The sequence below is a fragment of the Pseudocitrobacter corydidari genome (assembly GCF_021172065.1).
Lineage (GTDB): Bacteria > Pseudomonadota > Gammaproteobacteria > Enterobacterales > Enterobacteriaceae > Pseudocitrobacter > Pseudocitrobacter corydidari.
Window position 1 is genome coordinate 2,823,969 of record NZ_CP087880.1, and the last position, 16,903, is coordinate 2,840,871.

A 16,903-nucleotide genomic window follows, 5' to 3' on the forward strand; every position below is an offset into this window, starting at 1 on the left:
TCAATGCTCCCACAACTCAGCATCCAACGTCCGCTCCTGGCATAAAGCCGACCTTCAGCCCTCCCTAAAAATTAATGAACACATCTAATAAACCCTAGCTAATTACCCCATCTAATCGAATAAATCAGTTTGCGTTATGCTTTTCCAACACAACAGCTGAAGGATAACGTCATGCAAACTGTAAAACTGAACAACGGTATTGAAATGCCCCTGTTGGGCTTTGGTGTGTTTCAGATGTCTGATGCCGCTGAATGCGAAAGAGCAGTTATTGATGCCATCGATACGGGATACCGCCTGATCGATACCGCAGCTTCTTACCAGAATGAAACCCAGGTCGGGAACGCACTGAAACAAAGCGGTATCGCCCGTAACGAGCTCTTTGTGACGACCAAACTGTGGCTGCAGGATACCAATTACGAAGGCGCTAAAGCACAGTTCGAACGCTCCTTGAATAGACTGCAACTTGATTACGTTGACCTGTACCTGATTCACCAGCCTTATGGCGATGTCCATGGAGCATGGCGTGCTATGGAAGAACTGCAACAGGCAGGCAAAATTCGCGCCATTGGTGTCAGCAACTTCCATCCTGACCGACTGGCCGACCTTATCGCCTTTAACAACGTGGCCCCTGCGGTGAACCAGATTGAAGTTAACCCCTTCAATCAGCAGCTGCATGCCGTTCCATGGAATCAAAGCCGTGGCATTCAGCCGGAAGCCTGGGCACCGTTTGCAGAGGGTAAAAATGGTCTGTTCCAGCATCCCGTGCTAACAGCAATTGGCCAGAAGTACGGCAAAAGCGTGGGTCAGGTTGTGCTGCGTTGGATCTTCCAGCGAGGCATCGTTTCACTGGCGAAATCGGTGCGCAAAGAACGCATGGAAGAGAACATCAACATTCTCGATTTTGAACTCAGCTCTGAAGATATGCTGCAGATTGCCGCCCTCGACACCGCAACCAGCGCCTTCTTCTCTCACCGCGACCCGGCGATGGTGGAATGGCTGACTGGCCGCAAACTTGATGTTTAAGTCGCGATAAAAGAGGTATTTATTCAATGCAAAAACGTTATCTGGGCAAATCCCGACTCGAAGTCTCTGCGCTTGGGCTCGGCTGCATGGGCTTAAGCCACGGCTATGGCCCGGCGACCGATACTCGTCAGGCTATCGAGCTCATTCGCGCAGCGGTTGAACGTGGCGTCACCTTCTTCGATACCGCTGAAGTGTATGGCCCCTTTCTTAATGAAGAGGTTGTCGGTGAAGCCTTAAAACCATTTCGTGACCGCGTGGTCATCGCCACTAAGTTTGGTTTTACTTTTGGCGACGACAACAAGCAGCAGATTTTAAACAGCCGTCCGGAACATATCCGTGAAGCGGTGGAAGGATCACTGCGTCGTCTTAAGACTGATGTTATTGATTTGCTGTATCAACACCGTGTCGATCCGAATGTGCCAATTGAAGATGTTGCGGGAACAGTGAAAGACCTAATCGCTGAAGGCAAAGTTAAACATTTCGGTCTGTCCGAAGCGGGTGCGCAAACTATCCGGCGTGCACATGCCGTACAACCGGTCACTGCCCTGCAAAGCGAATACTCAATGTGGTGGCGCGAACCAGAGCGGGAGATCCTGCCGTTACTGGAGGAACTGGGTATTGGTTTTGTGCCCTTCAGCCCATTAGGCAAAGGTTTCCTGACAGGATCGATTAAGCCAGGAACCACTTTTGGGAAGGATGATTACCGCAGCACCGTGCCGCGTTTCGCCGAGCAGGCGATTGAAGCCAATGAAAAGCTGGTCTCATTGCTGGGTGAACTGGCGGCAGAGAAAGGCGTGACGTCTGCACAAATTGCGCTGGCATGGCTGCTGGCACAAAAGCCGTGGATTGTTCCTATCCCTGGTACCACGAAACTGCACCGGCTGGAGGAAAACCTGGGGGCCGCCAACATCATCCTTTCTCAGGATGACTCACGTCAGATAACCCAGGCGCTTGAAACGATTAAAATCGTCGGCGAACGTTACTCTCCTGAGCACCAGGCTCGCGTAGGCCGTTAATACCCGGACGGGTCCTCTGCAAGTGGCGGACCCGTTATTCCTGATAGCGAAGTGCATCGATCATCAGCGCAAAAGCGGGCGGATGCTGCTTGCGGCTCGGGTAGTAGAGGTAATATCCGGGGAAAGATGGGCACCAGTCCTGCAGAATCTGAATAAGCTCTCCTGACTTTATATAATCCTGCACCCTGTCTTCAGGTATACAGGCAATGCCAAAACCTGATAACGCCGCATCAATCCTTTCTGCCTGCAGATTAAACGTGACCTGCCCTTCCACTCTGACCCGTAACGGTTTCCCATCCTTCTCAAACTCCCAGTGGTAAAGCCCACCGGCTGTCGGCAGGCGCATATTGATACACCGATGGTTTTGTAGCTGGTGCGGTGTTTCAGGTGCAGGATTTGTCGCGAAATAAGACGGCGCTCCTACGACGGCCATTCTCATATCCGGCCCAATTCTTACCGCAATCATGTCTTTATCCACGCTTTCACCCAGACGGATCCCGGCATCAAAACGCCCCTCAACAATATCGACAAAGCCGTTATCAACGACCAGTTCAACATTGATTTCCGGGTATTCTCTGAGGAAGGGTTTTAGCTTCGGCCATACCAGACTTCGCACGGCATGCTCCCCGGCAGATAAACGGATATTACCGGAGGCAGTGCCGTTCAGCTGAACCAGCGATTCCAGTTCCTGTTCAAGATCGGCAATGCGAGGTTCAAGGCAGGCAATAATTCTCTCACCGGCCTCTGTAGGGGCTACGCTTCGGGTTGTACGGGTCAGAAGGCGGATATTCAGCCTTTCCTCCAGCGCCTTCATCGCATGGCTAAGGGCGGACTGCGAAACACCGAGTTTGCCCGCCGCTTTGGTAAAACTTCGCTCCCTGGCTACCACAAGAAAGATTTGCAGTTCGTTGAAGTTTTCTTTGAGCATCGGCGATTCCCTTATGGAGGCATTCCCTTCATCGCACACTCATGAAGGGTATTCATAGACACAATCATTTTAGCCCTATTACTGACAATAATGATAATTGATATTCTGACCGTATCGAAAATAAGTCCGAATTATCAGAAGGTTTAACATGAAAATACTCATTGCTGGCGCGACAGGAAGTATTGGTCTTCATGTCGTGAATACCGCTATTGAAATGGGCCATCAGCCCGTGGCACTGGTCAGAAATAAACGCAAAGTAAAATTGCTTCCTCGTGGAACTGATGTTTTTTATGGCGATGTTTCAATGCCGGAAACACTCACCGAATTGCCGAAAGATATTGATGCCATCATCTTCACGCTCGGTTCTGATGGTCAGGGTCGTATTGGTGCCAGGGCGATCGATTACGGCGGAGTGCGTAATATTTTACGAATTTTCAAGGATACGCCTGTTCGTATCAGCCTGATGACGACGATTGGCGTGACTGAACGACTAAGCACCTGGAATCAACGTACTGAGGTTCATGACTGGAAAAGACGTGCCGAACGTCTGGTCAGGGCAAGTGGTCATCCCTATACCATCGTCAGGCCCGGCTGGTTTGATTACAACAATGATGATGAACACAGAATTGTTATGCTTCAGGGGGATCGTCGCCACGCAGGGACACCGGAAGATGGTGTGATTTCCCGGGAGCAAATCGCCCAGGTTCTGGTCAATGCCCTGACCAACGATGAGGCAAAAAATAAAACGTTCGAGCTAGTGGCTGAGCGAGGCGAAGCACAGCAGGATCTTACCCCACTGTTTGCAGACCTGAAGACTGATGATCCACAGAAAAATGATGGGGTTTTGGACATAGACAATATGTCTCTGCGTGAAGAACCTGAGTGCATTATCAAAGAGCTGAACCTGTATTCAAAAAATTAAACAATCTACAACCCTGACAATTTTGTCATATAGCAGTCAGCCTCATGACAGCTTAAGTCTGTATATTTGAATGTACAGAGGGAGATAGTTCCCCTGATACGAGCCCAGTTTCAAACACAAATTTTAAAAAAGGTATTAGATATGAAATCACTACTTATTACTTCATTGGTCATGGGATTTATTACAGTGAATGCCGCATCTGCCGCTCAGGAAATTAACCATGCAGATGGGAAAGAAAAGATCGGTGTAGTCTCAGCCAGCAATGCCTATACGCTTGATGATTTATCGAATGCGCTCTCTCGTAAGGCTGATGAGCAAGGAGCAACGTCGTTCAAAATTCTGTCAACCACGGGGAATAACCGGCTGCACGGGGTTGCTGAAATCTATAAGTAAATCATTAGCATCCTGAGCAGGATGTGTTTCAGCCCTCTTATAGCGAGCGTCGATTTATGTTCAGAACAGAAGACATCATCGATGAGATAATTCAATGGATTGATTCAAACATACATAAACCGCTGAAGATAGAGGATGTTGCCGCACGAGCAGGATACTCCAAGTGGCATCTTCAGCGGATTTTTGTGCAGGTGAGAGAAGTTAGCCTTGGGAAGTACATAAGAGATACGAAACTTAGGCTTGCAGCAAAAGATCTTATCGAGACTAATGAGCCAGTGATGGTTATCGCCTTTAAATATGGATTCGATTCACAACAGACTTTTACTCGGGTTTTCTCTAAAAAATATAAATTGCCACCATTGAGATATAGGAACGCTGAAAAGACAAGATAAATAAATACTTCTTAATTGTATTTACAGCCCTCAAAATAAAGTTATTCGCAAAAAAAACACATGAATAAAAAAATAAATATGAAACGCGAACATTTTCGCGCTTCATATTTTTCAGGGATTTATTCAGTAAGCTGACAAGTATCAACATAGATATCAAGATTCAGATCCAACGGTTTGGATAAAAATGTTCTCTCGTGTTTCCCATCACCAATAAAGAATAAGTTCGTATCATCTGGAAAATATCTGTCCTTGATATTTTTAACTCTAGCCCGTCGAAATGCACTAACCTCTTTACCATCTTTCAAGAGTTTATCTTCAGAATATTCAGAAATTGATATAAATGATTGAGTATCCTTTGGAAGGTTCTTTCCTACAAAGGAAAGTATAAGGTCAAAGTTCCTATCATCGATGTCCTCCTTAAGAATTGCGTCTAACATAAATGGAAGTCGATGTATATTCTCACTTTTGCTTATCAAATCATTTAATGCAAAATGATAAGACATTACTGTTTTGTGAAGCTCAACCCCTTGAAAAGGGAATGAATTAATTTTATAAAGGTTAGTATATCTTTCTTCTTTTACATTAAACAATTGCATCTCATTGAGATATTTTTGAAAAATATCTTTGAAATCTTTTTCTTTGTGGGATCGCTCTACAAAAAGAGACTGCTCCTCACCCATCTCACCTATCAACTCTTTAATCTCATCAGATCTCTTCGTGTGTTCCTCTATCTCGTTGTGAATGTTATTCAATAAGCGTACATTTGCCTTATTATCGATCCATTCATTAACGGATACTGTTTGTGATTTTTTCTCAAGAAAATAGGAGTACTTTGACGATATTTCAATTTCTAGTTTTTTAATTTTTGTAAGAGAGGAGTTAATGTCGGACTGCGTACTTTGAATCTTAATATTTAACTGCTCTAATAATTTATCTGTATCATTTATGTTTTGATGAAAACCATATAAGCCTTCTAAAGAATATGGCAATATTTGCGTACATGCAGGGCAACGATCAACATTATTATAATTTTGATGTTTAATGTTTCTTTTAGTTCTTTTAAGGATCTTGATATGATTTTTTGTTAATGATAACTTATTACTCAGATTAGTATAAATATCACGTTCTTCATCTAAGAGTGCCACCAAATGTATATAGCTATCAATGTATCTTTGAGCTTCTTCACCGAACTCCTCATCCAACAATTTAGAAATAACCAAGCGAGGTTCATTACTATATTTATTTAATGAAGAGATTTTCGATTGAAGTTGAAGTCGCTCTTTTGTTAGTTGATAAAAAGACTCTTTATCAAAGGAATTCTCTATACCAAGATAGTAATCAAGATATGTATCTTTGAAGTCCTTATAAAATCCGAGATTAGAGAACGACTCCCTTAAATAAACCCAACCGACTGATTGGGAAATATAATAGGGAAGAAAAATACATTCTATTGATGCTGTTTTTAGTTCACCTTTCTGTTCAAGAAGCATACCAAAACCAAACAACTGAGATAATTTATCTTTAAGTTTCACATGTTCAAATCGACTATCAGCATCTATTCCATTAAAACTTACAATACTCCCACCGTCCTCTTTTAAATATATAACCCCTGCCTCTCTCAATATTACATACTTCTTCTCTACACTTTTTTTTGTGATACTAAAATCCAATCTAAATATAGGATTGTATCGAATTATTTCGTTTAATCCATCTTTAACATCATTAATTCCAAAGGTGAATAAAATACTCTGCAACAGAGTGCTTTTACCTGAGGTATTACATCCACTGATTATATTTACCCCATTCGAAAACCTCTGGTCAAAATATACATTATGACTTTCAGAGACGACAAACAATCTATCAAACTTTATAATGGTCTTCATGACTTACCTTAATCATAGCACTCAACGTACGAACACAGAACTGCAAAAAACATATCGACGTTAGTCAAATTTATAGAGTGAGACTTTCTAACACCATCAATGTATGCAGTTAATATGTCTTGAAGAGAGTAATATTGAGCCGTGTAATCATTATTTCTAACGAAATTTTTAATAAGCTGGAAGTCAAAATTACTCATATCCTTGAGCAGCTCAAAAGAATTAATTATATAAGCCTCATGATTTTTCTGTATATTAACGGGTATTCTAAATTGTATTGAGAACTGCTGTGCAGAGGTACGCCAATAATCGAATGCCTTTTGCTGTGAATCAATTATATTCATAACTTTCTTAACTTCTTCGCCTTCAACCCTTTTTGTTGGATCGAGTAGACATATTTCCTGCCCTTGATTATATACAGTTTCCACATTCCTAAATAGAGCAAGTATTACCTCAATGGCTGCTTTCGAGTCAGCTATATGAGAAAATTTTCTAGACATAAGTCCAATAAGCGATTCTTTTTGTTTTGCAGCAGTTCTTGGGAAATCTACCCACTGAATTTTTAGGTTACGTAGTTCTTTACGATAAAAAAAGTAGATTCTTCATTACAAATATCTGTAACTTTCTCTTCAATTTTATTCTGAATGTTTTTATGCAATTCATCATAAACACAGATAGAGTTTTGCTCATTAACCCTTAATACCTGCTCAGTAACACCTTGTTTTTTTAACAACTTTGACGGTGAGTATTTTAATTCTATTTCTGTATTTGATATAAATGTTAGCTGGTGTTTATAATCTTCACTTTTTTCAAAAGCATCATTTCTTAAGTTTTCGCCTACCAATAGTATTTTAGATACCATCTCAGAAAACCTAGAATCGATAGTCCATATTTTCCCGCTAAGTTTCTTTGCTTGATAGGCATGTATCTCGTTTATATAACTCAAACAATCAGTTTTATAACAAAATAGAAAATCATCGTGATGTTCGATACAAATAAAGAACTCTTTATTGATAAAAGAATTGTAATTATCTAACAAAAGATACAACGCACAGTTTCTTTGAAACTCAAAACCTGTTAACGCATCAACCCCAGCGTTTGCCGCTTTATTTTTAGCCACCCTGCTCTCCTACAACAGCTAAAAATTTCCATCGTCATCCAGTGATGGATGTGGATGCAAATTAAACCATTTAAAGCGATGTGTATCACGAAAATCAAAAAAAATAAATTTGTAAGATCATTTTTAGTGATCTAATGCACTGTTTTATGTACTGTTTTTTTATACAGTTGAAAGATGGCACCTCTAGGGAAAACTTTAAAAACTCGTTTTCCCTATTTACAGGCTTATATAACCTTAGTTAGAGATGCTTCAATATAATCCGCATACCACTGCATCATCTCTCTTCTGCCTTCCAAATACAATGCATGGTTGTATGTCCCACGAATCGCATTCTTATCAACGTGAGCCAGCTGGGTTTCAATCCATGCCGTATTAAACCCTTCCTCATGCAAAATTGTACTCATCGTGTGCCTAAAACCATGTCCAGTAACCTTCCCCGTATATCCAATCCGCTTAAACACCTGATTAATACTCGCTTCGCTCATCGTTTTGCGGGGATCATTTCGCCCTGGGAATACCAGTGGATATTGCCCAGACATTACTTTGAGCTGCTGTACGATTTCCAGCGCTTGGGTAGAGAGGGGTACAAGATGAGGCCGTTTCATCTTCATACGCTCTTCAGGTATTTCCCACACCGCTTTCTCAAGATCAAACTCACTCCAGAAAGCACCTCGAAGCTCACCGGTGCGAACTCCCGTAAGGATCAGCAGCCGAGCGGCAAGAACAACTAGCGGGCTGCCTGTATAGGTGGATAGGGCTTTAAAGAAGTCTGGTAACTCTTCAACTGTCAGGAAGGGATAATGTTTCGATTCATGCCCTGACATCGCGCTGGTAAGATCCGCAGCAGGATTGTATTCCGTACGACCGGTAACTATGGCATAACGAAAGACTTCGCTGCAGCGCTGGCGGACCTTTTTGGCCTTCTCTGTCGCGCCACGGCTTTCTATTCGACGTAGCACATTAAGCAGAACCAGCGGTTTGATTTCATTCACCGGCAGTTGGCCGATATAGGGGAAAATATCTTTATTAAAGGCCTCCAGAATGTCAGAAGCATACCCTTCTGACCACCGGCTCACCTTCGTACCGTGCCACTCAAGCGCCACAGACTGGAACGTATTATTGAGCTGCACATCGCGAACCAGCTTTTCTTCTTTCTTTGCGAAAGACGGATCGATACCCTCGGCCAGCTTTTTCTTGGCTTCATCACGTAGTGCCCTCGCTTGTGCGAGAGACACTGCTGGATAAACACCAAAAGCCATACGCTTCTCTTTTCCATTGAAGCGATATTTCATTCGCCAGTATCGAGAACCAGAGGGAACGACTTCAAGATACAAACCAGCGCCATCAGCCAGCTTGTAGGCTTTCTCTCTGGGTTTAGCAGCATCTACCTGTCGTGCATTAAGCTTCATTGGGGGCATCTCCCTGGACCGAACACAGAATGCCCCCACTTATGCCCCCAACTGCGACTTGATTTCGGTTGAGTCCAGTTGATAACAGGAGATAAGATACGGGCCAGAAACCGCAGTATACGGGCTTTTAGTTGATTTCGGTAGACTTGGGAAGAGTTTGAAATGGTGCCGATAATAGGAGTCGAACCTACGACCTTCGATTCCAATGACGTGTTTCACAAGTCATTGATTCTTCGAACCGAATGCGCTGCTCCTGAAAGGCAAAGCTAACACAACTGATCACAGTTGCCCCTGAATATTAGATCGGGGGAAAGATGAAATACAAGCCTAATGCGTACCTTGTTAAAGAAAACTCTACGGTGTACTCCGTTAAAGTCACCATCCCGCCTTATATGCGCTCCCTGTTTGGGAATCGAACAGCGTTCATGCGTACAACTGGCACGGCAGATATCAGGGAAGCCCGAATCATTCGTGACAAAGTCATGCACGAATTTTTTGCTATCAGAGACAGGCTCAAGCCAAAACCACAACGTAACAGTGTTGATCGCGTCCTGGTGGAACTGCGCTCTATCAACCAGCATGTAAGCCAAAATGATGGGATAGACTTCGCCACGGCTCGTGTTTGCCCTTCCCTTGTCCAACTGCGGGATGAATTTATTGTCCAACACAGTGACAGGCGCAAGCTGTCTACCTTGAGCAAGTACATCAAGGCGGTGGAGGTCTTCACGGCTCATTTCCGGCGTAAGGATTTCCAGTTGCAGGAAATCAACAGGACTATGGTCACCGATTGGTTAGACAGCGCCAAGCAGGAGAAAACCAGCCAGACACTGGCGAATTATCTTGGCTGTCTGTCCCAACTAGTGGCACTGGCTCAGAACCGTTATCACGATGCGCCGAAAGAGAATGTATTCGCGGGCCACAAACTGGACGTGCGCCATGATCGAGAAAGCTACGAACCCTTTAGCGGGGATGAACTAGCTAAGGTGTATGCGGTGCTTGATGAAGAGATGAAAGCCGTTGCGATGGTGGGAATGTATAGCGGTATGCGCCTTAACGAAATCTGCTCTCTGCAAATCAGCAATATCAAAACCGTTGAGGGGGTATGGTGTTTCGAGGTGACGGAGGGTAAGACACGCAATGCGGCTCGCCTGGTTCCAATTCATAGCCGATTGACGACACTCGTTAAAGACCTCATCCAGAACAACCACAATGGCTTCTTATTCTACCATGCCAGCATCACAGAACGTGCAGACGGCAAGCGCTCAACGTGGCATACACAGCGATTTACACGGGCTAAACGTAAAGCGTTGGGTGAGAAAGGCACTGAGCGGAAGGTGTTTCATAGTCTGCGGGGAATGTTCATCAGCCAGCTTGATCGTGGTGGAGTCCCAGAGGACAGGATCGCATTGATTGTGGGTCATGAGCGCGGGAAAACCGAATCATTCCGCACCTATAGCCAAGGGGCTAGCATGAAGGAGTTGGCGGATTATGTAGACATTGTCTCACATAGCATATAAAAGTAAAACACACCATAAAAACAGCCAAAAAAAAACAATAGTTATAACTTAATAAAATTTAATGCTAATTAATTCAAATCATTATCATCTCGCTTCATTTTTTATTTACTTGGAAATATATTGATACAAAAAAGGACGGATTGACTATGACTCAGCGAATTCAGCAGATCCAACGTATCGTGGAACAGCAAGGAATCACTCAACTGGTACATTTCACTAAGGCCGAAAATCTTCCAAGTATAATGGAACATGGGATAGTCCCGATTTCTCGGATTGGAGAGTTTGGTATCACGCCTGCCACTAATGATCAACTTCGCCTTGATGGTCATTTAGATGGTACGTCTCTTTCTATCACCTTTCCTAATCACAGAATGTTCTACAAATATAGGCTGGAAAATCAAGGGGTTGATTGGGTGGTGTTAGGTATCAAACCATCTATTCTATGGACAAAGGATTGCGCGTTTTGTCGCCACAATGCTGCGGATGCTCGAATAAGCGTCAAGGCATTGGATGATTTGAGGCTTCCTGAATCACTTGCGGGAATGTTTAGCGAGATAGACGGGTATGAAACACGAGATGGTCAAAAACTTTTAACATCCGATCCAACAGACGAACAAGCAGAAGTGTTAGTTTTTGATGTAATTGAACCTGAACTGATCTTAGGGGCGGCCTTCAATAGCAGAACCGCAAACACACTTTACCAAAATCTCTTCGGAGAAAAAAAGATTATACTTAATGACAAAACCAATGGTTTATTTGGTTCTCGTTCATTTAAGCGTAAGTGGTAAAACAATGGCACAAAGGCCCGTATATATACCTGTTAAAGAAAAATCACTCTTCGTAAAAACTGAGCTTGTAGATTTTACGTGGTTCCCGGGAATGTCAGTCTCACAAAAGCAGAAATCAATTGACTCGCTCCATGAAGCAGCAAAGACAAGCCTGCCTAATGTGGACAAAATCCTTGAGATTTCCAGCAAGTCCCGTGAAACCCTCGGTGTTGCACTGAGTGCTTTCAACCTTTCTTTCACGACCCTGAAACAGCAACGTACATTAACTATCGAAAGTGCGTTTCAAGGTAGCAAAGTGTTCCAACGTGGGGGTCCATATACCGACATGTTCGACATGACTCCTCGCGAAGCCAAAAAGGACAAGCGTTTATTGACCTCTGGCAGACTGACCGGATTCAAATTTTTTGGTAAAGAATGGGAACTGGAGCCACGTACTGCATTTTATGATTGGCTGTATATAAGTGCATTGAAAAAAAGTACCGAGCTAGCAGAGCAACTAATTGAATATTCAGCATTTACTGACATAGAGTTCAATCCTGAGCGCTCGATAAATTGCCAAGCATATTCTGCGGCATTATATGTTTCATTATACAAACAAGGCATTCTTGATGATGCCATTGCATCTAAAGAGAGTTTCCTAGAAACGATCAAAAGTGCATCAATAAGTAATGCTCTTCAAGATGAAACAACTCAATCGGGCTTTGGGTTTTGAAAGCCGGGATTAACCCGGCCTCAATGTTTCAGTTTAATCTTTCGATGCTGCTCATAATGAGCAAGTGCTGATTCCCAACCGTAATCATTCACCCGCTGCAAAAAAGTGCTGCGTGGAACGTCGAAATATCTCGCAATGGCTGACAGATTCAACCAGTTATCGGATCGATTATCAAGACTCATTGCCAGAAGTGGCAGACCTTTAGAATTGAACAGTTTCATGTGCATGTGTGTATCTCCTTTCCTTTGCCTCGCCTGGCAGCGGGAGCAATGCGCTCCCGCAAACCGCTTTTTATGCTGTTGGTAATAGCGTCATCTTACAGACCAGATCCGGCCTGAAGTTGTATGCCATGAGGCTGTATTCACTATATAAATTCCGATTTCGTAACTCGTCGAAAGCTCTGTATGCGTACCAATCTTCAACATCACCAGAAGCGGAGATTTCAAGATGGCGAGCACATGGACCAATGAAGCGTCCCATAGGGGAACTCTGCTCAACCGGAGCATTTCCAAAGACCGGAACAAGGAAAGCCTCGTTTGACTTGATACCGCTGAATGCTGAATCGCTGACTTCGATCAGACGCACAGAACCCAGCATAAACGAACTAAAGCCTGGCAGAACATCAGACGGGAACAGCACATCAGAACCAACCAGCCCGTTTGAATAAACTAGCAATTCACGAATCTGAGGAGAATATCTCACAGCACGGTAGGCATCAGATCCGCACAGCAGAACCCAACCACGCAGATATTGAGTTAGTCCACCCATCAGCGCTTTAGTGGCGCTAACCTGATCGTCAATGTCGCGCATCGGGTCATCATTCACACCTTGGTGCAAATCAGCGGTTCGCTGGTTCAGGGAGAATTCTACAGCCCAATCGATCTCATTTTGCTGAGTACCCCAAGCGTTAACTTTATTGAAAATCAAAGCCTGCCAATAGGCATATTCACGTGAGCGCTCAAACTTGGCACGCATCTGAATAAACTTATTGGCCTCAATCTCATCAAGAGACTGCTCCATAGTGCTGCCAGGTTTACGGTAACCTTTGAGATCTGCCGAAGTCACACGGTCAGTCACACCAGACCAAGGCAATTCGTATAAATACGAGCCTGCTGTCGGCTTCTCGATAGTCCCCCACTCCGAACTGAAACGCATCAATGGCGCATCCACACCAATAGATGCCTCTTGGATACGATCCATACTAACTTTGTGGGAATCTGCGATCTGACGGTCTGCAAATACATCAAGGTGAGTCAGCAGTAAATTGCTCTGCGGAACCTGAGTACGGAAGACCTTGCTGTAATTAACATAATCGAATGATTTAATAGCCATTTTTGAAGTCCTTTTCTTGTTTGTTATTCTGCGATGACAGCATCGTCAGAGGTCAGGCGAATGTTTCCGTTGGCGGTCAATGCTGCTAGTGCTGCATTTGTTGCTGAACCCATTACGGCGCGGATTGCTTCTGGGTACACATAAATCAGGCGGTCAGCCACGATGACAGGAACATCAGAACCTGCCTCAGCGTAGGAGAGGCACAGAAGCGCATCAGTCCCAGAGGTGTAAAGCGTTCCGGTAGAGGTCACCACGGAACCTGGTTCCACAGCCTGTGCGAGTGTCGCGAATACAATCGTTCTGCGGTCAAAATTGGCATATGCCGAATTTTTCACCACGTTGTTATACGTTTTTGGATAATCTTCCAGTTTCATAGTCTTGAATCTCCATTCAGGTCATCGCCAATGATGGCGTTATTATTTCTCTGGCAAATTTGCCATTGAGGGGCGAAAAGAAAGCCGCTATCAGCGACTTCGTTCACTTCGTTTTCCATACAGAAAAAGACCAAGGCGAGAATATCCCGCCTGGTGTAGGTCAGTAGTTTTCTGATGGAGAGATATGGAAAGCATGATCGGTGAGTCACGCTTCAGGAATGAGGGAGCGCAGCAGCGGGAGACCTCATATCTTCGCTGCCGCACTCAATGCCAGTTTGCATCATGGCAAGATGACCGACGAGGAGAGCGCCGGATTTAATGGCAAATCCAGACCAGTGGCCCGGACTTTGTACGCCCTATGACATCGCAACGCGATTTAAAACATAGTTTTAAACCCGTCCACAGATGCTAAAGGCGAATCTTAATCTTTTATTGGGTTGCCGCCATGGCATAGCCTTTTCAGGCCGATAATCTAGAGAGCAATCACAGCAGGAAAGGATTCAATGATAATAATAACCAATATAAACTATTTTATCATTTAATTATTAATTTTACAATCAAAAGGTTACATCATTACTATGTGTAAGAGCTATAAAGTTCTATGAAGCTATACCGGTATCCACTTCCAACAGCATCAGAAGAGTTAGCAAATTTAAGTGGAGTAAAGAAGTCACATCTGTCTATTCATCCAGTTATTTTCTTGTTTTCCTCCCTCAATTGAGGTATAAAAAACAGAAAATAATCATGAGGCCTATACCGATGTACTCTCATAATCTCGAAAAAACCGTAGTATTGGCTGATCCGAATGATATCGAATCTTACTTGCAACCTCTGAATCTCAGTCAAAACGACCTTATACGCATTCTTGAGCGTGGTTTGTCTGGTCGCTATTCCACTACACAAAATCACCCCGTAACGTCTCGCGGACAGTACTTTTACGGTGAAGGGGTAAGCGCTGCCAGAGATATCCTTGCTCCGAAGGGGTTCAAGCGATTGTCTCTACGAAACGTTGAATTGACTATTAGTAAAACGGTGGCGATTTATCTCTGCCGTGGCTGCGATCAAACGGGTTTGGTTCATGGCTATCCTGAGTCACGTATGAAGAAAGGAGACTTTACTCGTGAACTCATGGGGCTAATCCATAATAACCACCCTGGTCAGGGGAAACTAATGCTGGATGATAACCAGCTCAAATTAGATTTAGACCTGCCAGAAGGTGAGGTTGTCCCATTACTCCCGAACAAAATCGGACGGGACTTATGGTTCTTACTTTACGATTTTGATGAACTGGATGAATTCAACCGTGTAGGTATTCGCGCGGAGCTGTCCCGACCTGTTTCCTACAATGACAAAAATGTTGTTAACAGTTTTTCTACTCGTTTGATTCTTAATGCCCATCAGCCAGATCCAATGGTTCAGGGTGGTGAGACTCCTCAGTTTACACCAGATATTGATCTTGATATTTTGAAAACAGGCTAAAGATGCACCATGTTTAATTCAGAGCGTTTACGTATAGCAAGAGAACGGAGAGGCCTGACTCAAAGAGCGCTAGCTGAAGCTGCTGGATTAACCAGCAAGACCATTTCTAACTATGAAAAAGCAGGTATCTTCGAGCCAATTGCCAGCGATAGTATGGAAAGAATCGCTTCTGTTTTGGAATATCCTATCGAATTTTTCCTCGATCGGGATGTTCCTTCATTGACGCCCGAAGCCGTCAGTTTTCGTGCAATGACAAAGTTAAGCGCCCAAAAACGTGATTCGGCACTCGGCGCTGGCAAACTAGCACAAGAATTATCGGCATGGATTGATGGGCAATTCAAGTTACCGAAGCCCAACATCCCTGATTGTAGTTTCGACGGATATTCTGAGCCGGAGCGTGCTGCTAGAGCAGTTAGAGAAGCCTGGGGTATTGGTGAACTATCAATTTCGAACATAATTCATTTGCTTGAAGCTAATGGCGTCAGGGTATTCTCACTTGCTGAAAATTGCGTTGAAGTAGATGCTTTTTCATTTTGGATGGACGAAAAACCCTTTGTTCTGCTGAATACAATGAAAACTCCAGAACGCAGCCGCTTTGACGCTGCTCATGAGCTTGGTCATTTGGTTCTGCACAAACACTCCAGCAACAATGGTCGCCAAGCTGAACAGGATGCAGATCGCTTTGCTTCGGCGTTATTGATGCCTGAGCGTAGTATCTTAGCCTCAGTACCAAGGATGCCTAGCCTAGACCAGCTTGTTTTATTGAAGAAAAATTGGAAAGTGTCCCTAGCGGCTCTAGTTCGACGTACCTTTGATGTCGGTTTGTCTTCTGAATGGCATTACAGACAACTGGCGATAGAACTCAACCGCCGTGGTTACCGTACTGGGGAACCCCAGGGCATGCCAGAACGAGAGAAGTCGTTGATTTTGGAAAAAGTCTTTACATCGTTGCACTCTCAGGGAGTAAAGCGTGTCGAAATACTTAAACAGCTGCGCTTCCCCGCTGATGAAATAGGCGCGCTCACATTTAACAATCGCTTCTTCATGGAGGCCATAGCTGGGGACGGCCTTTCGTCGTCGATCAAACACAAACGACCACCTCATTTAAGTCTTGTCAAATAATCCTATATGCGACAATCGGCGGTTTACTCCGCCGTATTTAGCTCGAGTCCGTTAATCTCATATTAAGCTAACCTGTTGATCTGGTAGCCTAAATACTTTAGCGCTAACCACTGTTCATTAGTCAGATCTTCGATCTTGCTCTTCATCATGAGACTGACCGGACGGAGGTTAGCGGGTCCACCCTGAACGGCAGCGGTTAAAGCTATGCCTTTGCTTTTGATAGCCTTGCCACCTTTCGGGGCTGATTTGCTGGCTGTTGCAGTCGAAGCGGTCAGATATCCCTCGATAGCATCAGCCAACACCTGGTGGGCGCTTTTATTCAGATCTCCGCTCTCCGGTTCGGCAGCGGCCTGCATTGCGGCGAGAATATCGGCGCGGATGTCGTTTACGTTTTTCATTTTTATGTTTCCTGTAGAGGTCCAGGCCGTCACGAAGCCATAGAAATACGGCTACCGCTAACGGCAGAAAGGATAAATATTCAAATAGGGTCAAGTTT

General features: G+C 44.1%; 19 protein-coding genes. 10 read left to right on the forward strand and 9 right to left on the reverse strand.

Going from position 1 to position 16,903, the window contains the following annotated elements; all coding sequences use genetic code 11:
* Positions 1–171 precede the first annotated feature (171 nt).
* Positions 172–1,023: an aldo/keto reductase gene (locus G163CM_RS13165; RefSeq protein WP_231825280.1), complete on the forward strand. Its 852-nt coding sequence runs from the start codon at positions 172–174 to the stop codon at positions 1,021–1,023.
* Between the two features lie 26 nt (positions 1,024–1,049).
* Complete coding sequence (locus G163CM_RS13170; protein WP_231825281.1) at positions 1,050–2,039, forward strand: aldo/keto reductase; 990 nt, start codon at positions 1,050–1,052, stop codon at positions 2,037–2,039.
* Positions 2,040–2,073: 34 nt separating this feature from the next.
* On the opposite strand, the gene G163CM_RS13175 is transcribed toward G163CM_RS13170, so the two are convergent.
* On the reverse strand, positions 2,074–2,967 hold the full coding sequence (locus G163CM_RS13175; protein WP_231825282.1) for a LysR family transcriptional regulator: 894 nt from the start codon (positions 2,965–2,967) through the stop codon (positions 2,074–2,076).
* Positions 2,968–3,115: 148 nt separating this feature from the next.
* Here G163CM_RS13175 and G163CM_RS13180 point away from each other — a divergent pair, with 148 nt between their 5' ends.
* The 3 genes from G163CM_RS13180 to G163CM_RS13190 all read left to right on the forward strand — a co-directional run bounded on the left by G163CM_RS13180 (position 3,116) and on the right by G163CM_RS13190 (position 4,674).
* Positions 3,116–3,889 carry an SDR family oxidoreductase gene (locus tag G163CM_RS13180; RefSeq protein WP_231825283.1) on the forward strand — a complete coding sequence of 258 codons (774 nt, stop codon included), beginning with the start codon at positions 3,116–3,118 and terminating at the stop codon, positions 3,887–3,889.
* 141 nt (positions 3,890–4,030) lie between these two features.
* On the forward strand, positions 4,031–4,282 hold the full coding sequence (locus G163CM_RS13185; RefSeq protein WP_231825284.1) for a YdgH/BhsA/McbA family protein: 252 nt from the start codon (positions 4,031–4,033) through the stop codon (positions 4,280–4,282).
* 56 nt (positions 4,283–4,338) lie between these two features.
* Entirely contained in the window at positions 4,339–4,674 is a 336-nt protein-coding gene (locus tag G163CM_RS13190) for a helix-turn-helix domain-containing protein (protein ID WP_231825285.1), read from the forward strand.
* 119 nt (positions 4,675–4,793) lie between these two features.
* On the opposite strand, the gene G163CM_RS13195 is transcribed toward G163CM_RS13190, so the two are convergent.
* From G163CM_RS13195 to G163CM_RS13210, 4 genes are all read right to left on the reverse strand, one after another.
* A complete protein-coding gene (locus tag G163CM_RS13195) occupies positions 4,794–6,557 on the reverse strand; it encodes a hypothetical protein (RefSeq protein ID WP_231825286.1) in 1,764 nt (587 codons plus the stop codon).
* An 8-nt stretch (positions 6,558–6,565) separates the two neighbouring features.
* The gene (locus G163CM_RS13200; RefSeq protein ID WP_231825287.1) at positions 6,566–7,054 is read right to left on the reverse strand and encodes a hypothetical protein; all 489 of its coding nucleotides are present in this window, start codon (positions 7,052–7,054) and stop codon (positions 6,566–6,568) included.
* Between the two features lie 62 nt (positions 7,055–7,116).
* Entirely contained in the window at positions 7,117–7,674 is a 558-nt protein-coding gene (locus G163CM_RS13205; protein WP_231825288.1) for a dsDNA nuclease domain-containing protein, read from the reverse strand.
* A gap of 224 nt (positions 7,675–7,898) precedes the next feature.
* A complete protein-coding gene (locus tag G163CM_RS13210) occupies positions 7,899–9,083 on the reverse strand; it encodes a tyrosine-type recombinase/integrase (protein ID WP_231825289.1) in 1,185 nt (394 codons plus the stop codon).
* Between the two features lie 314 nt (positions 9,084–9,397).
* Between G163CM_RS13210 and G163CM_RS13215 the strand changes: the two genes are divergently transcribed.
* From G163CM_RS13215 to G163CM_RS13225, 3 genes are all read left to right on the forward strand, one after another.
* Complete coding sequence (locus G163CM_RS13215) at positions 9,398–10,600, forward strand: site-specific integrase (RefSeq protein ID WP_231825290.1); 1,203 nt, start codon at positions 9,398–9,400, stop codon at positions 10,598–10,600.
* A 146-nt stretch (positions 10,601–10,746) separates the two neighbouring features.
* Positions 10,747–11,388 (forward strand): DarT ssDNA thymidine ADP-ribosyltransferase family protein, encoded by a 642-nt coding sequence (locus tag G163CM_RS13220; RefSeq protein WP_032102845.1) that lies wholly within the window; start codon positions 10,747–10,749, stop codon positions 11,386–11,388.
* Positions 11,336–12,100, forward strand: coding sequence for a DarT1-associated NADAR antitoxin family protein (locus G163CM_RS13225; RefSeq protein WP_223866203.1), 765 nt, complete (start codon positions 11,336–11,338; stop codon positions 12,098–12,100). The genes G163CM_RS13220 and G163CM_RS13225 overlap by 53 nt, the downstream gene beginning before the upstream one ends.
* A 20-nt stretch (positions 12,101–12,120) precedes the next feature.
* Here G163CM_RS13225 and G163CM_RS13230 read toward each other — a convergent pair whose 3' ends face one another.
* The 3 genes from G163CM_RS13230 to G163CM_RS13240 all read right to left on the reverse strand — a co-directional run bounded on the left by G163CM_RS13230 (position 12,121) and on the right by G163CM_RS13240 (position 13,806).
* Positions 12,121–12,327: a hypothetical protein gene (locus G163CM_RS13230; protein ID WP_032102841.1), complete on the reverse strand. Its 207-nt coding sequence runs from the start codon at positions 12,325–12,327 to the stop codon at positions 12,121–12,123.
* Between the two features lie 64 nt (positions 12,328–12,391).
* The gene (locus tag G163CM_RS13235) at positions 12,392–13,432 is read right to left on the reverse strand and encodes a major capsid protein (protein ID WP_231825291.1); all 1,041 of its coding nucleotides are present in this window, start codon (positions 13,430–13,432) and stop codon (positions 12,392–12,394) included.
* A gap of 23 nt (positions 13,433–13,455) precedes the next feature.
* Complete coding sequence (locus G163CM_RS13240) at positions 13,456–13,806, reverse strand: hypothetical protein (RefSeq protein ID WP_040077009.1); 351 nt, start codon at positions 13,804–13,806, stop codon at positions 13,456–13,458.
* Positions 13,807–14,565: 759 nt separating this feature from the next.
* On the opposite strand from G163CM_RS13240, the gene G163CM_RS13245 reads away from it, so the two are divergent.
* Entirely contained in the window at positions 14,566–15,285 is a 720-nt protein-coding gene (locus G163CM_RS13245) for a hypothetical protein (RefSeq protein WP_231825292.1), read from the forward strand.
* A 9-nt stretch (positions 15,286–15,294) separates the two neighbouring features.
* Complete coding sequence (locus G163CM_RS13250) at positions 15,295–16,407, forward strand: helix-turn-helix domain-containing protein (RefSeq protein WP_209417914.1); 1,113 nt, start codon at positions 15,295–15,297, stop codon at positions 16,405–16,407.
* Positions 16,408–16,469: 62 nt separating this feature from the next.
* Here G163CM_RS13250 and G163CM_RS13255 read toward each other — a convergent pair whose 3' ends face one another.
* Positions 16,470–16,805 carry a hypothetical protein gene (locus G163CM_RS13255; protein WP_231825293.1) on the reverse strand — a complete coding sequence of 112 codons (336 nt, stop codon included), beginning with the start codon at positions 16,803–16,805 and terminating at the stop codon, positions 16,470–16,472.
* Positions 16,806–16,903: the final 98 nt, after the last annotated feature.

Coding starts and splice junctions, on each gene's coding strand:
- G163CM_RS13165 (WP_231825280.1), top strand. CDS start 172: ATGCAAACTGTAAAACTGAACAACGGTATTGAAATGCCCCTGTTGGGC.
- G163CM_RS13170 (WP_231825281.1), top strand. CDS start 1,050: ATGCAAAAACGTTATCTGGGCAAATCCCGACTCGAAGTCTCTGCGCTT.
- G163CM_RS13175 (WP_231825282.1), bottom strand. CDS start 2,967: ATGCTCAAAGAAAACTTCAACGAACTGCAAATCTTTCTTGTGGTAGCC.
- G163CM_RS13180 (WP_231825283.1), top strand. CDS start 3,116: ATGAAAATACTCATTGCTGGCGCGACAGGAAGTATTGGTCTTCATGTC.
- G163CM_RS13185 (WP_231825284.1), top strand. CDS start 4,031: ATGAAATCACTACTTATTACTTCATTGGTCATGGGATTTATTACAGTG.
- G163CM_RS13190 (WP_231825285.1), top strand. CDS start 4,339: ATGTTCAGAACAGAAGACATCATCGATGAGATAATTCAATGGATTGAT.
- G163CM_RS13195 (WP_231825286.1), bottom strand. CDS start 6,557: ATGAAGACCATTATAAAGTTTGATAGATTGTTTGTCGTCTCTGAAAGT.
- G163CM_RS13200 (WP_231825287.1), bottom strand. CDS start 7,054: ATGTCTAGAAAATTTTCTCATATAGCTGACTCGAAAGCAGCCATTGAG.
- G163CM_RS13210 (WP_231825289.1), bottom strand. CDS start 9,083: ATGAAGCTTAATGCACGACAGGTAGATGCTGCTAAACCCAGAGAGAAA.
- G163CM_RS13215 (WP_231825290.1), top strand. CDS start 9,398: ATGAAATACAAGCCTAATGCGTACCTTGTTAAAGAAAACTCTACGGTG.
- G163CM_RS13220 (WP_032102845.1), top strand. CDS start 10,747: ATGACTCAGCGAATTCAGCAGATCCAACGTATCGTGGAACAGCAAGGA.
- G163CM_RS13225 (WP_223866203.1), top strand. CDS start 11,336: ATGACAAAACCAATGGTTTATTTGGTTCTCGTTCATTTAAGCGTAAGT.
- G163CM_RS13230 (WP_032102841.1), bottom strand. CDS start 12,327: ATGCACATGAAACTGTTCAATTCTAAAGGTCTGCCACTTCTGGCAATG.
- G163CM_RS13235 (WP_231825291.1), bottom strand. CDS start 13,432: ATGGCTATTAAATCATTCGATTATGTTAATTACAGCAAGGTCTTCCGT.
- G163CM_RS13240 (WP_040077009.1), bottom strand. CDS start 13,806: ATGAAACTGGAAGATTATCCAAAAACGTATAACAACGTGGTGAAAAAT.
- G163CM_RS13245 (WP_231825292.1), top strand. CDS start 14,566: ATGTACTCTCATAATCTCGAAAAAACCGTAGTATTGGCTGATCCGAAT.
- G163CM_RS13250 (WP_209417914.1), top strand. CDS start 15,295: ATGTTTAATTCAGAGCGTTTACGTATAGCAAGAGAACGGAGAGGCCTG.
- G163CM_RS13255 (WP_231825293.1), bottom strand. CDS start 16,805: ATGAAAAACGTAAACGACATCCGCGCCGATATTCTCGCCGCAATGCAG.